Genomic DNA, 16,303 nt, shown 5'->3' with positions numbered 1-16,303 from the left:
CCCTTGAGCAGCACCTGCAGGCCTTCCAGTACCGCCAGCTCGTCTTCCACCACCACGATGTGGCGACGGTCCAGTGTCACGCCCAAGGCGGGCTTGCTGGGGATGCTGCTGCGTTGCATGCGCGGCGCGCGGCCAATGGGCAGCATCAAGGTGAACACGGTGCCATGGCCCACGCGTGAGCGCAGGGTCAGCGGTGCGGCCATCAGGTCGGCCAGGCGCTTGACGATGGACAGGCCCAGGCCCAATCCCTTGCGGTGGTGCGGCTCCAGCGGTCGGCCGCTGTGAGTCTGGTAGAACTCGTCAAAGATGCGGACTTGTTCCTTCTCGGCGATGCCGATGCCCGAGTCCCAGACCTGCAGGCACAGTTGCTCACCGCGCACGCGGCAGGTCACCAGCACGCCGCCGTCTTCCGTGTAGCGGATGGCGTTGGAGACCAGGTTGCGCAAAATGCGTTCGACCAGGACCGGATCGGCCAGGGCGTGGTGCTGCTCACCCCGAAAGCTCAGCATCAGGCCTTTTTCAAAGGCGGTGGGCTCGAAGTGCAGGCGGATCCGGTTGAACAGCTCCTGCATCGAGAAGTGCTCGGGTTCGATGTCGACCGCGCCGGTGTCGATTTTGGTGATGTCCAGCAACTCGCTGAACAGGCCTTCCAGGGCGTCGACCGAGCTGTTGATGCTGTTGACCAGGTGGACGACTTCTTCGTCCTTGTTGCGTTGGCGCAGCGCCTCGGCGAACAGGCCCATGGCGTGCAAGGGCTGGCGCAGATCATGGCTGGCGGCGGCGAAGAACTGCGTTTTGGCGCGATTGGCAGTCTCGGCCAGGCGTTGAGCGCTTTCGGCAGCGGCGGTTTCGCCACGCAGTTTGAAGGCCAGCTCCTGGGTTTGCAGTTTGTGCTTGACCATTTCGGAGAACACGTTGCGGAAGGCCCACGCGACCGACATGGTGCACACGCCCAGCAGGAACCAGATGCCGGCCAGTTGCAGGTCGTGCGGCTGGCCGTGGAGCGCCGTGCGCAGGATCATGGTTCCGAAATACATGGTCATGCACGTCAGGAACAGCTTGGTCTGCATCGCCATGAAGGGCACGGAGCCGATGGCGAATGAGTAGATGATCAGCATGAGCGCGGTGCGCTCGAACGATCCGCCATAGTCATAAAAGAGCACGGCCGCCACACACCAGGTGGCGGCGTTGAAGCCGGCGCCCAGGGCCCACAGCAGCAGCCAGCGTTCGTGGTCGACCTGATTGCGGCGCACGGCACGCTCGAAGCTGTACATGCCGACGATGCGGGCCAGCCAGATCAGCAGGAAAGCGGTGGCCCAACCCAGCAAGACCTGGTGCGGCGCGTGGGGCCAATAGATGGCCGTGGTGACGGCCATGCCCAGGATGTGCCCGAACAGGCCGGACCCGGTCTGGCTGTAAACCGACCGGACGGTGTCCGGCACCAAGGCGGCCCTGGGTGGCGCGGGAACGTCCGGCACGGCCGGAGCGCTGGTCACCAGGGCAGGTGGCGCGGTGCTCATGATTTACCGGGCATTGGGGCGCCAGGCCGAGAATCCGCTTTGTTTTTGCAGCATCTGGCTGACGGCGATCACGGCCTGCGTGCGCGAACTGACGCCCAGGGCGCGCAGCACGGCGGCGACGTGGTCCTTGACGGTCTCCACCGAGAGGCCCAATTCGCGGGCGATCAGCTTGTTGGGCTGACCCTTGAGCAGCAGCGCGAGAACGTCGGACTGGCGTGGCGTGAGGCCCAATTGGATCAGCGATGGCACGCTCTGAAAGCCTGCCTCCACCGCTTCTTGCTGGATGGTGGGCACGGGTGCGGGCGCCTTGCCCGGGTTGAAGTCGGAGCCCATGCTCATGGGCGGCACGTAGACACCCCCCTTCATGACTTGCTGCAGCGCATCAATCAGGGTTTCGTTGGTCGCGCGTTTCGGCACGAAGCCCATGGCGCCCATGTCGATGGCCCGGATGACGTCGCTGGTGCGGTCGGAGGCGGAGATCACGACCACGGGCAGGGCGGGGTAGGCGGTGCGCAACTCGGCCAGCAAGTCAAAGCCATCGTCTTCGCCCAGGTGCAGATCGAGCAGCACCAGGTCGAAATTGTGGTCCGCGCGCAGGGCGTCACGGGCGGTTTGGCCGCTGGAGGCGGTGGACACGGTGACGTTGTCGCCCAGGCCCTGGATGACCGATTGCAGGGCGGCCAGGATCAGCGGGTGGTCGTCAATCAGCAGGACCTTCATGAATAACTCCTTGGATTCGTCCGCTATTTCAGGATTTGGCTTTTTGAATTTCCTGAATCATAGGGGCAAGCCGGGCTCAATCCTCTGAGCAACCGGTCGATAACACGACAAGGTGTTCTTGGGGTTCGATGGTCTCTTCTGTCAAAGCACGTGACGGGTCGGCATGGTCTCCCACCATGCTGGATCCACAGGCCCTGCCTGCCGAACCCGCTGTCCTCCTGGGCATGGCGGACGTGCTCACGTGCGTGCGCGCGACCCTGAACGAAGACGGCTGGTCGGCGGGCAGCACCGCCCTGGTGACCCAGATCTGCCGTTTTTTGGGCGCATCCCGGGTGTCCCTGGGCTGGGTCACCCGCGATACCTTGAAAGTGGTGGCACTGTCCGACGGCGTGGTGCTGGAGGAGGGCGTGGCCATTCCCGAGCTGCACCAGGCGATGCTGGAGGCTTCTCACCAGCACGCCACCCTGGTCTGGCCGCCCACGCGGGCCATGAATGAGCGCATCACGCTGGCGCACCAGGCCCTGTTCAAGACGCAAGGCCTGAGTGGGCTTGTTTCGGTGCCCTTGGCCCGCCATGGCCAGGCTGTGGGTGTGTTGGTGTGTGAGCGTGTCATCCAGGCAGATCCGCTGCGCCCCAATTCAACCGACGCATCCTCGACCGGTGTGTTTGTGCCCGAACAGGTTCAGTGGCTGGAGTCGCTGGCCGAGGTGGCTGCACCGATGCTGATCCTGCGCTACCAGATCGACCGTCCGTGGCTGGACCGCCGTCGGGCGCAATGGTACGACTTTAGGCAACGCCTGGCCGATCCGGCGGAGCGCGGTTTGCGCTGGGGCCTGGGTGGCGTGGCCGGGCTGTTGATGATCGGTGCTTTGGTGCCGACGCCTCACCAGGTCACCGCCAATGCACGCCTGGAAGGCGCGGTGCAGCGCGTGATGAGCGCGCCGCAGGATGGCTTCTTGCGGGAAGTGATGGTGCGGCCTGGCGATGTGGTCAAGGCCGGCCAGGTGCTCGCGCAGTTGTCAGACGACGACTTGCAAGGTGCGCGCCGAGGCCGCTTGGCGGAAGTCGCGCAGCACGAAAATGAATTCTCTGAAGCGTTTGCCCGCGGTGACCGTGCCCAGGCCATGACGGCGCAGAACAAGCTGGCCGAGTCCAAGGCGCAGTTGTCGCTGGTGGACCAGCAGTTGTCTCGCTTGAAGGTGGTGGCCCCGTTCGATGGCGTCGTGATCCAGGGCGATTTGCGCCAGCAATTGGGGGCGCCCCTCAAGCGTGGCGAGACTTTGCTGACCCTGGCACCCGGCCTGGATTGGCGCGTGGTGCTGGAAGTGGACGAGTCCGACATCGCCAGCCTGCAGCGCGGCCAGATGGCCGGTTTGCGCTTGGCCGCCTTGCCCGACCAGGTCATCGGCCTGATGCTGGAGCGCGTGACGCCGGTGGCCAAGGTGACGCCCGGTGGCGTTCTGTACGAAATCGAGGCGCGGCCCAATGGCGCGGGGGCAGGGGCCACGGGCTTGCGGCCGGGACTGCAGGGCGTGGCCCGCATCGAGATGCCGGCGCGGCCCTTGCTGTGGCGTGTCGCGGTGCACAGCTGGCAATGGTTGCGCATGCTGGCCTGGAAATGGTTGTGAGCCCGGGCCATGCAAGACACCTTACTGTCTCCTTACTGGTACCGCATCTCAAGCCTGCATCCGCGTTTGAGGCCGCATGTGCAAGTGCGCATGCAGACCACGCGCGGGCAGGCCTGGTATGTGCTGCACAACCAGGCCACGGGCCGTTTTCACCGGGTCAATGCTCAGGCGTATGAGCTGGTGGGGCGCCTGGATGGGCGCTTCACGGTGGATGAAGTCTGGCAGGTGTTGTTGAGCCAACTGGGGGACGATGCGCCATCCCAGCACGATGTGATCCGCATCCTGGGTCAGTTGACCGACGCAGGCCTGGTGCAGGCCGAGGTCACCCCGGATGTGCGCCAGATGTTGGCCGTCGATGAGCAGCGGTCGGAGCGCGAGCAGCGTGCGCGTCTCAACCCGCTGGCTTTCCGCCTGGGGCTGTTCAACCCGTCGTCTTTGCTGGAACGCTTGCAGCCGGTGGTGCGCGTGCTGTTCCGGCCCTGGGTGGCGGTGCTGTGGTTGGTGGTGGTGTTGTTGGCCAGTGCGGCCGCCGCGCTGAACCTCAAGGACATCCTGCCGTACGCGCAATTGAATTTCATGAGCCCGGCCTTTCTGGCGATGGCTTGGGTCATCTACCCGATCATGAAGGGCCTGCACGAGTTGGGGCACGCCATGGCCTTGCGCAGGTACGGGTGCGAGGTGCCCGAGGTGGGGGTGAACTTCTTCATGTTCGTGCCCATGCCTTATGTGGATGCCAGCGCGTCCAACCGCCTGGTCAACCGTTGGCACCGGGTGCAGATCAGCGCGGCGGGCATCGCCGTGGAGCTGTTGCTGGCCTCGATCGCCTTGGGCATTTGGTTGCTGGTCGAGGATGGCTGGGTGCGCCAGGTGGCGTTCACCATGATGACCATTGGTGGCCTGTCCACCCTGATGTTCAACGGCAACCCCTTGATGAAGTTCGATGGCTACTTCGTCGCCTGCGATGCGCTGGACCTGCCCAATCTGAGCAACCGCAGTTCACGCGCCTTTGCCCAGTTGCTGCGCGGCGCGGCCATGCGCATTTTGCGGATGGACCCGCCGGTTGAAAACCAGGTCATCCATGGCGCTGATCGGCTGGAGCGCTGGGCACTGTGGAGCTATGCCCCGCTGTCATGGCTCTACCGCATTGGCGTGATGGTGGTCATGATCGTCTGGGCATCTGAGAAGTCCTCCTGGCTGGGTTTGGGCATCCTGGTGTGGTCGATGTGGACCTTGGTGCTGGCACCCGCACGCGCCTGGCTGGACCAGCTCATGCAGTCGCCGGGCTTTGGTCGGGTGCGTGGACGGGCGATGGTGGGTGGCGGCTTTGTGGCCATGGGCCTGGCCGCGGTGGTGGCGTTGGTGCCAGTGCCCTCCAGCATGGTGGTGGAAGGCCTGGTGTGGTTGCCCGAGCGGGCTCAGATCCGTGCCGCCAGCGATGGGCAGGTGGACACCGTCTGGGTGCGCAGCGGCCAACGGGTGGAAGCCGGGCAGGCGGTGGTGTCGGTGCATGACCCCGAACTGCTGACGCGCCAGGCCGTGTTGCAGGCCCAGATTGATTCCCTGGAGAACGAGCTGCATGGCAGCTACACGAGCGAGCCCTTGCGCATGAAGAATGCGCAGGAGGCCTTGGTCCGAGACCGAGCGGCCATGGCTCAACTGGAGAAAGACCTGTCGCGTCAGGTGTTGCGCGCCGGGGTGAGTGGCGAGTTCGTGATGTCGCGCCAGGAAGACCTGGATCAGCATCAGGTGAACCGCGGCGAGCTGCTGGCCTATGTGTTGGCCGACGAACCCAGTGTGATACGCGCCGTGGTGCCCGAGCGCTCGGTGGACGCCGTGCGCCACCGCGTCAAATCGCTGTCGGTGGTGCTGGACGAGCAACCCGGCAAGGTGTGGCCCGCCAGGATGGTTGGTGAGGTGCCTGCGGCCTCCGACAAGCTGCCCAGTGCAGCCCTGGGTGACCGTGCGGGGGGGCGTGTGCCCACGGACGGCGCCGACGCCGACGGCCTGCGCCCGGCCGAGCCGCAGTTCGTGGTGGACCTGCTTCTGGAAGGCCGCATCCCGAGGACCGGCGGCCTGGCGCGCGTGCGCATTGACCTGGCCCCGCAGCCCCTGCTGGCCACGGTGACGCAAAGCGCCCGCCAGCTCTTCCTCAAACATTTCTCGGACACCAAGGGTTGAGGATCAGCATGGACATCGATGCCCAAGGTTTGCCGCTCAGCCTCTGGTCGGACCAGGTGTCGCACCGAGGTTTGGTGCCGCGCCCCGGGCCGGTGTTCGGCAACTACCCCTTGCGCGATCTGCCACTGCGTTCAACCAGCCCGACCGTGGCCTGGGTGCAGTCGGTGCTGGCCGCTCCCGCCAAACCCTCTGCCAAGCAAGACAAGGCCCTGTTGGCCCAGATCCAACTGGCTGAAAAAAAATGGACGGCCCTGAGCCCCCGCGAGTTCGAAGAGCGCCTGGCGAACCTGCGGGTGCGCCTGAGCGTGTCAGGCTTCCTGCCCGACTTGGTGGCCGAGGCCTTCGGCGTGATCAGCGTGCAGGTCAAGCGCCACGTGGGTTTCTCGCTGCACGATGTTCAAAAGCAGGCCGCCTGGTGGATGCTGGGCAACCGCCTGGTCGAGATGGCCACGGGCGAAGGCAAGACCCTGACGGTGTTGCTGACAGCGGCCACCGCTGCGCTGGCCGGTGTGCCCGTGCACGTGATGACCGCCAATGACTACCTGGCCCGCCGCGACGCCCTCCAGCTCAAACCCATTTACGAGTCGCTTGGGCTGAGCGTGGCCTGGGTGATGGGCACCAGCACCACCCCGGAGCGCCAAAAGGCTTATCAGCAGAACGTGGTCCACGTGACCGCCCGCGAGGTGGCTTTTGACCACCTGCGTGACCGTGCCGCCCGCGCTGCGCTGGACACCCCCTCCATCGTCTTGCGCGGCTTGTGCATGGCCATCGTGGACGAGGCCGACAGCATCCTGATCGACGAAGCCTGCACCCCCTTGATCCTGTCCAGGCAGGTCAGCGCGCGCGAGGCCGATCAGCGTTACAGGCTGGCCCTGTTCCTGGCTCGCCAACTGGTGAAAGGCCGGGATTTTTCGCTGCCCGGCAACGGGGTGATTCGGCTCGCGGACGAAGGCTCTGCCCTGTTGGCCACGCTGACCAAATCGCTGGAAGGCCCCTGGAAACTCAAGCGCTACCGCGAAGAACAGGTGTGTCTGGCGCTGGCGGCGCTGCATTGCTTTCAACGCGACAAGGACTACCTGGTGCGCGATGAAGGCATCCACATCGTGGACGGCAACACCGGCCGCCTGGCCGTGGGCCGGGTCTGGTCGCGTGGTCTGCACCAGATGGTCGCCATCAAGGAAGGGCTGGCGCCCGAAGCCGAGAACGAAACCCTCACCGAAACCACCTACCAATCCTTCTTTCCGCGCTACCACGCGCTGGCCGGGCTGAGTGGCACGGTGTTCGAGGGGCGGACCGAGCTGATGAGTGTGTTCGGCTTGCCCGTGGTGCGCGTGCCTTTGCGCTTGCCTTCGCGCCGCGAGGTGCGGGCCACCCAGGTGCTGAACACCGCCGACGAGAAGTGGCGCGAAGTGGTCCGCCGGGCCCACGCCGAGGCCCAGGCCGGGCGCGCCGTGCTGATTGGCACGGACAAAGTGGCTGATTCGGATGCCTTGTCGCGCGCCTTCGAGGCAGCCGGTGTGGCGCACCAGCTGCTCAATGCCCGCCAGGACGAGGCCAGCGGCGAGGCTGAGCAGGCGGTGATCGCGGCCGCAGGCTTGCCTGGCGCCATCACCGTGGCCACACACATGGCCGGGCGCGGCACCGACATCCACCTCGGCCCCGAGGTACTGCAGCGCGGTGGCCTGCACGTGATCAACACCAACCTGAACCCCTCGCGCCGCATCGACCGGCAACTTTACGGGCGCGCGGCACGCCAGGGCATGCCCGGCAGCTGCGAATGCGTGCTGAGCTGGGAAGACGAAGCCATCCGGCCCACCCTGGCCGCAGGTTGGCAGGCCCTGGCTTGGCGGGTGGGCACGCAAATGCTGCAGTCGCGGAGGCTGGCGGTGTGGCTGTGCCGTGGGGCCCAGCAGCAAAAAGAGGACGCCAGTCGCCATCAGCGTTGGTCCATGCTGGTCAATGAGCGGCTGATGGCCCGCCAGTTGGCGCTGGCCGGACGCCAGGATTGGGACTGAACCCCTCTTCTATTTCACGGATCGCGTTCACTGTCCGAAAGCCATGATGGCGGTGCTTGAAGGCGTTAAACGAGGCGCTTCTTGCGCGTAGTCGTACCCGTTTTGGTGACTTAGTTGGCATTTCGACGCTCAGGCCGGGGTACTGCCTCTCAAGTCCTCGTGCAGGGCGGCCGAAAAGACGACATATGTCAAAAAGTAACCACTGCCGGACGTCCGAAGAACTGTGGTGCAGGAGCAAGCATTGAAGATCAAAGCGTTGAGCTTGTTGGCAGCCACCACCCTCGGGTGGGGTGTCGGCTGCCATGCTGAGTCTCTGGGCTGCCTGATCGAACCGGATCGGGTGGCCGATGTGGGCACTCAGGTCGTGGGCGTGTTGGAGCAAATGAAGGTTGAGCGCGGCGACACGGTGTCGGCCGGGCAAATCGTGGCGCGCCTGTCTGCGCAGGTGGAGCGTGCCTCGGTGAACGTGGCGCAGACCAAGTCCGTCGCCGATGCCGAATACAAGCAGGCCGTGGCCGCCAATGAGTTGGCCCAGCGCAAGCTGGAGCGCACCCGCGATCTGGTCAAGAAGGATTTTGTGTCCGACCAGGCCTTGGACCAGGCGGATGCCGAGGCCCGCATGGCCGAGCAGCGCGTGGCCCAGTCCCGGGAGTCGCAACGCGTCGCCCTGCGCGAATACCAACTGTCGGCCGTGCAACTGGGCCAGCGCGATGTGCGCAGCCCGTTTGACGGCGTCGTGATTGAACGATACCGCACCGAAGGTGAGCGCATCGAGCGTGAACCGCTGGTGCGTGTGGCCCGTGTTGATCCTCTGCGTGTGGAGGCCATCGTGCCGGCGGCGCAGTTTGGCTCCATCCTGGCCGGGCAGGGTGCGCTGGTCAAAACCGATTTGCCCAATTTTGGCGCCCTCAACGCCAAGGTGGTGTTGGTGGACCGGGTGATCGATCCGGCATCCAACAGTTTCCGCGTCCGCATGGTGCTGCCCAATCCGAACAACCGCATCCCCGCAGGCTTGCGGTGCCGGGTGGATTTCATCGTGGCACAACCTGCGGCCAAAGACACCGCACCAATTCTGCCGACGGCACCCGTGTCCGTGCCGCAGCCTGTCAGCCAGAAGTCGGGGCCGGTGCCAGCCACCAATCAACTGGCCGATCCGTTGGACATGTCGGCGTTGAAGAAGAGCCTGACCGAGGCTGGCCGCACTTTGCCAGGTGGGCGAGTTTTTGCGCTGAACCAGCCGGCGGGTGCGCGGGCTGCGGTCAAGAGTTATCTGCTGATGCGCCAATCTCGGTTGAGCATCAGCACGTCATTGGCAGCGGTGCCAGGTAAACCCAAGTCGCAGTCGATGTCATCTTTTGTGGTTCCTCGGATGATTGCGATGCGCTGAAGGAATGGGCATGCGGCAGGTCCCCCCTCAACGCCGTTGCCGCGGAGTGTCTTTTCAGGTTGAAGAGCTGGAGCCCAGGCTCCTTTTCTCCGCGGATGCAGCGACATTACTTGGCTTGCCAGTCTCGCTGGCGGCGCCCGCGACGACGAGCGGCGCGCCAGTCACGGAGAACGCAGAGGCCTCTGCCGCGTCCATCCCGGTCATGCAAGCCGTGGTGGCCGCGTCCGGCGTTCAGGCCCCCGAGTCCTCGGTGCGGCATGAACTCGTGTTCGTGGACGCCACCGTGCCCGATGCCGACAAGCTGATCCAGGGCATCCAGGCGAATGCGTCTGCCAGCAAGGTGATCGACGTGGTCGTGATCCAAGCGGGCGAGGACGGACTGGCCGTCATCACCGCCACCCTGCAACAACGTCACGACCTGGACGCGGTTCACATCATCAGCCACGGCGATGCCTTGGGTTTGCAACTGGGCAGCAGCCGCCTGGACGCGTCCAGCTTGAGCGTCAACCTGGGGGCGATCTCGTCGTGGGGCCAGTCGCTTGCCCAGGAGGCCGACTTGCTGCTGTATGGCTGTGACCTGAGCAGCTCGGCCGAGGGGCAGGCCTTGGCGGACAACCTGGCGCTGCTCACCGGCGCGGACGTGGCAGCCAGCAGCGACCGGACCGGGGCGGCGGCGCTGGGTGGCAACTGGGTGCTCGAGTACCAGCGTGGCCGCATCGATGCCAACGTAATTGTCGATGCCAGCCTGGCCAGTTCATGGGAGCACGTGCTGGCCACCTTGACGTTGCAGGAGGGGACCAACGGCTACACCGGGACGACCGACACCTTTCTGGATCAGTTGAGCCCAGGCGCCAACAACAGCGGCAGTACCACGCTGAGCGCGGGCCGTTCCACCACTCAGAACGCGTTCCAGACCCTGGTCAAGTTTGAGGACATCATCGGCGCGGGCACCAACCAGATCCCGCAAGGCTCCGTCATCACCAACGTCACCTTGACGATGTACATGACCGCGAGTCCGACTTTCACAAGTCCGACCTTCAGCCTCTACCGCATGTTGTCGTCATGGGCGGACACCTCCACCTACTCCTCCATGGGCAGCGGTGTCGATGGCAGCGAGTACCGCTTCAGTGCGGATCAGACCATCACCGATTCAGGAGCCAAGTCCTACACCTTTGCCAACAACGCGGCCATGATTGCCACGGTGCAGGCCTGGGTCAACAACCCGTCCAGCAACCAAGGCTGGTACCTGTTCTGCGACGACAACTCGTCCAAGGCGAGCTTTGCTTCCTCAGAGCATGGCACCGCCGCATGGCGGCCAACCTTGAACGTCACTTACACGGCGCCCACGCCGCAGACCATCGACCTGGATGCCAATAACAGCTCGGGCGGCACCGTCAACAACTACACCGGGGCTTTCACCGAGCAGACCCCCGTCAAGATTGCCGACACCGACGCCACCATCTCGGGGGGCTCGACCACCAGCCTGACTAGCATGGTGGTGACCCTCACCAACCCGCTGGACGGCGTGTTGGAATCGCTGTCGGCCACGAACACGGGCAACATCACGTCCTCGTACAACAGTGGAACAGGGATGCTGACGCTGTCCGGCACCGACACAATCGCCAACTACCAGACGGTGCTGCGCAGCATCACCTACAACAACACTTCGGACAACCCCACCACGACCAGCCGCACGATCAATGTGGTCGGCACCGACACCAATGGCGTGTCCACCGCGACGGCCACCTCCACCCTGTCGGTAACGCGCGTCAATGATGTGCCCATCATCAGCAGCAATGGTGGTGGCGCATCTGCATCTGTGAGTGTGCGCGAAACCCTGACTTCAGTGACCACGGTGGTCGCGACCGACGTGGACAGCGGCTCCCTGACCTACTCGATCTCTGGCGGGGCGGATTCGGGCAAGTTCACCATCAATGCCACCACAGGCATCTTGACCTTCACCGCGGCTCCAGACTTCGAGAGCCCCACCGATGTGGGCGCCAACAACATTTATGACGTGATCGTGCAGGTGTCTGATGGCACGTTGACCGACACCCAGGCCATCGCTGTGACGGTGACCGATGTGGTCTCCACGCTGACGGTGACCACCATCGCGGACACCAACGACACAGGCCTGGGGGCCAGTTTCACGGCGGAGCAACTGAATGCCCTGAACGGTGGCACCGACACCAAGGTGTCCTTGCGCGAGGCCATCATCGCGGCCAACACGACGGCGGGCCTGGACACGATCTTGTTCGCCATCACGGGTGCCACGGGCACGTATGGCGAGTACACCATCACGCTGTCATCGACCCTGCCCAGCATCACCGGGGCCGTGTACATCAACGCGGCCAGCCAGACTGGCTATACCAACCGGCCCATCGTGGTGCTGGATGGCAATGGTGGCAATGGCGATGGCCTGTACCTGTCGAACACGGCTGATGGCAGCACCGTCCGGGGCCTGGTCATCCGGGCATTCAGCGCCAATGGCGTGTATGTGCAGGCCGCTTCGGATAACAACACCATCGTGGGCAACTACATTGGGAGCTTCAATGCCGATGGCAGCAACGCTGGGGCGACCAAGCGCAATTTGTCTGAGGGCATCGAGTCCTACGGTGCCAACCTGACGATCGGTGGCACGACCGTTGCCGACCGCAACGTGATCTCCGGCAATGCTTCGGCCTACAACATCTACCTGGCCTCGGGCGCCAATGGCACCGTCATCAAGGGCAACTACATTGGCCTGAACGCCGCAGGCACCTCGACCTTCAGCACGACCAATGGCAGCTACGGCGTCATGGTGGAAAGCTCGTCCACCAATGTGACCATCGGTGGCGCGGCCGCTGGTGCAGGCAACGTCATCTCGGGCTTCTCCACGCGTGGCGTGTGGGTGACCACCTCTGGCACGACCACGGTGCAAGGCAACTACATCGGCACCGATGCCACGGGCACCGTGGACCTGGGCAACGCGGAGTACGGCTTGTACGTCGATGATGCCGGCACCGTGATCATCGGCGGCACGGCAGCAGGGTCCGGTAACCTCATTTCTGGGAACAACGGCGGTGGCATCTACGTGAGCAACACGGGTGGCGCCACCATCCAGGGCAACATGGTCGGCCTCAATGCGGCAGGCATGGCAGCGTTGGGCAACACGGGTGTGGGCATCTATGTCAACACGTCCAGCGCCTCCACCATCGGCGGCAACACGGCCGCGGCCCGCAACATCATCTCGGGCAACACCACCTACGGCATCCAGGTGGTGTCCAGCCCCACGGGCGGCCATGTCGTCAAGGGCAATTACATTGGCGTGGGCTCGGATGGCACGACCTTGCTGGGCAATGGCTCTGCCGGTGTCTACATCACCGGCAACAACACGGTCATCGGCGGCAAGGGCCTGGGCGACGGCAACATCATCGCGGGCAATGGCGGGGCAGGTATCGCGGTGGTGGGGGGCATTGACGACCTGTTCTACCGCAACTCGATCTACAGCAACACCGGCCTGGGCATCGACTTGAACAACGATGGTGTCACTTACAACGATTACAACGACGGCGATGGTGGGGCCAATTATCAGAACAATTTCCCCGTGATCACCTCCGTGGTCACGAATGGGGCCAGCACGGTCATCTCGGGTTCGATTGACTGGTATCCCCAGGCGCAGGCGCAGCCCATCTACATCGAGTTCTTCTCCAGCGCCAGCAAGGATGCCAGTGGCCACGGCGAGGGCAAGACCTACCTCGGCTTCGCACAAGTCACGACGGATGCCAGCACTGGAGACGCGACCTTCTCGCTCACCGTGACCGGCGTCACCGTGGGTGACTGGATCACGGCCGTGGCCAATGTCGAAAGCGGGTACATGGGGGCGTCGGAGTTCGCGATGGCCGTTCAGGCCGTGGCTCCGGCGAACGCACCACGCGGCAAGGTCATCTGGAATGCCAATGACCGCTACTACCAGAGCTATGCGGATTGGGGCCCTTCTGGCTGGAGCGGCGTCGGCACCACGGGCCTGAACCTCACGGATGACATCTCGATGATCGTGGCGGCCGAGGCGCCCACGCGCAACGAGATCATCTTCATTGGCTCGGCCGATGTGTCTGGCAAGATCCTGGCGGCGATCTGGAACGGCAGCACCTGGTCGTCGGTACTGACCTTGCCGGTGGCCAGCCCAAGTGCGTCTGCTTCGCACTACGACAGCTTCGCCATTGCTTATGACAATGTCAGTGGCGATGCGATGCTGGTCTGGGACAACGGCAACACGGGCACCACCGGCCTGTCCTACGCAACCTGGAACGGCAGCACCTGGTCATCCATTGGCACAGTCGCTGCGCCGGTCAGCGGCGAGCCCCTGCAGATGAAGCTGGTCTCCAACGCCGACACGCACGAGATGGTGCTGGCGGTGCAGACCTCGGCGGCATCCAACAACCAGTACGCCATGGTTTGGAACGGCAGCAGTTGGGGCAATCCACAAACCCTGGGCACGAACACCAACGATCAGAAGTTTGAAATCAACGTGGCCTATGAGCAGCTCAGCGGCCGGGCGATGGTGGTGTACGACGCCTCGGCGTCGGATTCCTCAAGCGTGCAGTACCGCGTCTGGAACGGCACCAGTTGGTCGGCCGAATCCACGATCACCGCACCGGCTGGTGTCACGGTGGCGTCAGACGTGTACTCGACGGTGCTGGCCTCGGACGCCAAGAGCAACCGCATTGCCATCGCCGTGCAGGACGCGGCCGACGAGGTGTGGTTGGCGGTGTGGGATGGCAGCAGTTGGGGCGGCGGGCAATTGGCCACGGCCACCGGCTCGGACATGGTTGATCACCACTCGGGCATGTCGGTGGCCTTTGAAAGCCAGTCCGGCGATCTGCTGGCCGCCTATGGCAAGAACACTGGTCCGAACATCTTCTACCGCACCTGGACCAGCGGCGGCGGTTGGTCGTCCGAGCTGACAGGCCCTTCAATGGGGGCCAGCGATGCGCCGCAGGTTCTCAAGCTGTTCTCTGATCCCTACACCAACACCATCATGATGGGCGTGCAGGACGATCATCAGGACCTGAACTTCGTGGCCTGGGACGGGAGCGCCTGGGGTGTCGTCACCCAGCTGGACGCAGACACGGGGCACACTTACCGCGAGAACTTCACCTACGTCTGGTACCAGAACGCGCCAGCGATCATGAATCTGGCTGGAGACACGCTGGCCTACACCGAAGACCAGGCTGCCACGGTGATTGACCAAGGCACGGCAGCCAGCGCAGTGCTGAGCAGCGGCTACGGTTATGACGGCGGCAACCTGACCGTCTCGTTCACGGCGGGCAGCACCAGTGCCGAGGACGTGCTGGGTGTGCGCAACCAAGGCGTGGGGGCGGGGCAAATCGGCGTGAGCGGTGCCAATATCACCTATGCTGGCACGCTGATTGGGACGGTCACGGGCGGATCAGGCGGGACCAGTTTGGTGATCACCCTGAACGCCAATGCCAGCGATGCGGCGGTGAGCGCGCTGATCAGCAACATCACGTACCAGAACACCAACACATCAACCCCATCGACCACGGATCGAACCGTTCGCTATGTGCTGACCAGCTCCACGGGATTGGCCAGCCTGGACAACAACGTGACGGTGACCGTGGCGGCGGTGAACGATGCGCCGGTGAACACCAGGCCAGGCGCTCAATCGACCAACGAAGACACGGCCTTGGTGTTTTCGTCCGGCAATGGCAACCTCATATCGATCAGTGATGTGGATGCGGCTGGTGGCTCCCTGCAGGTGACCCTGAGCGTGCTGCACGGCACCTTGACCCTGTCCGGCCTGACGGGCTTGAGCTTCACCACGGGCGATGGAGCGGCCGATGCCACCATGGTGTTCACGGGCACGATCGCCAACATCAATGCGGCCTTGGCGGGCCTGAGCTACACCCCCACCGCCAACTACGCTGGTGCTGACACCTTGAGCATGGTCACGTCTGACCAGGGCAACGCCGGCGCGGGTGGCGCTCTGAACGATTCGGACACGGTGGCGATCACAGTCAATGCGGTCAATGACGCGCCCGCTGGTGCCAGCACCACGATCACCACGCTGGAGGACACGGCCTACACCTTCACGGCGGCCGACTTCGGGTTCACCGATGCCAATGATTCGCCCGCCAACACCTTGTCGGGCGTGAGGATCACGACCTTGCCGGGGGCTGGCAGCCTGACCTTGAACGGCGTGGCGGTGACGGCCGGGCAGATCATCTCGGTGGCCAACATCAACTCGGGCCTGCTGCAGTACACGCCAGCGGCCAATGCCAATGGCGCGGGCTACACCAGCTTCACCTTCCAGGTGCAGGACAACGGCGGTACGGCCAATGGTGGCATGGACCTGGACGCGTCGGCTAACACGATGACCGTCAACGTCACCGCTGTGAATGACGCACCGGCTGGCACGAACAACACGGTGACCACGCTGGAGGACACGGCCTACACATTCACGGCGGCCGACTTCGGATTCACCGACGTGAACGACTCGCCCGCCAACACCCTGCTGGGTTTGAGGATCACGACTTTGCCGGGGGCGGGCAGCCTGACCTTGAACGGCGTGGCGGTCACGGCCGGGCAGGTGATCTCCGCGGCCAACATCAACTCGGGGCTGCTGCGGTACACCCCTGCGGCCAATGCCAATGGCACGGGCTACGCCAGCTTCACCTTCCAGGTGCAGGACAACGGCGGTACGGCCAATGGTGGCATGGACCTGGACGCGTCGGCCAACACGATGACTGTCAACGTCACCGCTGTGAATGACGCACCGGCTGGCACGAACAAGACGGTGACCACGCTGGAGGACACCACCTACACCTTCACGGCGGCCGACTTCGGCTTCAC

Annotated in this window: 7 protein-coding genes and 1 pseudogene; 6 read left to right on the top strand and 2 right to left on the bottom strand. The window is 64.3% G+C overall.

Annotated elements, in window-relative coordinates; genetic code table 11:
* Both Q7V20_RS04045 and Q7V20_RS04040 read right to left on the bottom strand, forming a co-directional pair.
* Nucleotides 1–1,520 (bottom strand): HAMP domain-containing sensor histidine kinase (locus tag Q7V20_RS04045; protein WP_304787440.1); only part of this gene is annotated, 1,520 nt, incomplete at its 3' end.
* Between the two features lie 3 nt (nucleotides 1,521–1,523).
* Complete coding sequence (locus tag Q7V20_RS04040) at nucleotides 1,524–2,240, bottom strand: response regulator transcription factor (protein ID WP_304787438.1); 717 nt, start codon at nucleotides 2,238–2,240, stop codon at nucleotides 1,524–1,526.
* Nucleotides 2,241–2,416: 176 nt separating this feature from the next.
* Between Q7V20_RS04040 and Q7V20_RS04035 the strand changes: the two genes are divergently transcribed.
* The 6 genes and pseudogenes from Q7V20_RS04035 to Q7V20_RS04015 form a co-directional block, all read left to right on the top strand.
* On the top strand, nucleotides 2,417–3,868 hold the full coding sequence (locus Q7V20_RS04035; RefSeq protein WP_304787436.1) for an efflux RND transporter periplasmic adaptor subunit: 1,452 nt from the start codon (nucleotides 2,417–2,419) through the stop codon (nucleotides 3,866–3,868).
* Between the two features lie 9 nt (nucleotides 3,869–3,877).
* Nucleotides 3,878–6,046: a PqqD family peptide modification chaperone gene (locus Q7V20_RS04030; protein WP_304787434.1), complete on the top strand. Its 2,169-nt coding sequence runs from the start codon at nucleotides 3,878–3,880 to the stop codon at nucleotides 6,044–6,046.
* 8 nt (nucleotides 6,047–6,054) lie between these two features.
* Entirely contained in the window at nucleotides 6,055–8,061 is a 2,007-nt protein-coding gene (locus Q7V20_RS04025; protein WP_304787432.1) for a DEAD/DEAH box helicase, read from the top strand.
* 241 nt (nucleotides 8,062–8,302) lie between these two features.
* On the top strand, nucleotides 8,303–9,448 hold the full coding sequence (locus tag Q7V20_RS04020) for an efflux RND transporter periplasmic adaptor subunit (protein WP_304787430.1): 1,146 nt from the start codon (nucleotides 8,303–8,305) through the stop codon (nucleotides 9,446–9,448).
* A 4-nt stretch (nucleotides 9,449–9,452) separates the two neighbouring features.
* Nucleotides 9,453–9,554, top strand: a pseudogene (locus tag Q7V20_RS24305) (LEPR-XLL domain-containing protein); the annotation flags it as partial.
* A 9-nt stretch (nucleotides 9,555–9,563) separates the two neighbouring features.
* Nucleotides 9,564–16,303, top strand: a 6,740-nt coding sequence (locus Q7V20_RS04015; protein ID WP_304787428.1) for a DUF4347 domain-containing protein, incomplete at its 3' end; no start/stop codon positions are given.

Origin of the sequence: Aquabacterium sp. (assembly GCF_030652515.1) — a bacterium.
GTDB lineage: Bacteria > Pseudomonadota > Gammaproteobacteria > Burkholderiales > Burkholderiaceae_C > Aquabacterium.
Note: the sequence above shows the minus strand (reverse complement) of the source record. Positions and strands in the feature narration are given on the sequence as shown.

What these genes read in the sequence shown, in the direction of transcription:
- Q7V20_RS04040 (WP_304787438.1), bottom strand. Translation starts at nt 2,240, where the DNA reads ATGAAGGTCCTGCTGATTGACGACCACCCGCTGATCCTGGCCGCCCTG.
- Q7V20_RS04035 (WP_304787436.1), top strand. Translation starts at nt 2,417, where the DNA reads ATGCTGGATCCACAGGCCCTGCCTGCCGAACCCGCTGTCCTCCTGGGC.
- Q7V20_RS04030 (WP_304787434.1), top strand. Translation starts at nt 3,878, where the DNA reads ATGCAAGACACCTTACTGTCTCCTTACTGGTACCGCATCTCAAGCCTG.
- Q7V20_RS04025 (WP_304787432.1), top strand. Translation starts at nt 6,055, where the DNA reads ATGGACATCGATGCCCAAGGTTTGCCGCTCAGCCTCTGGTCGGACCAG.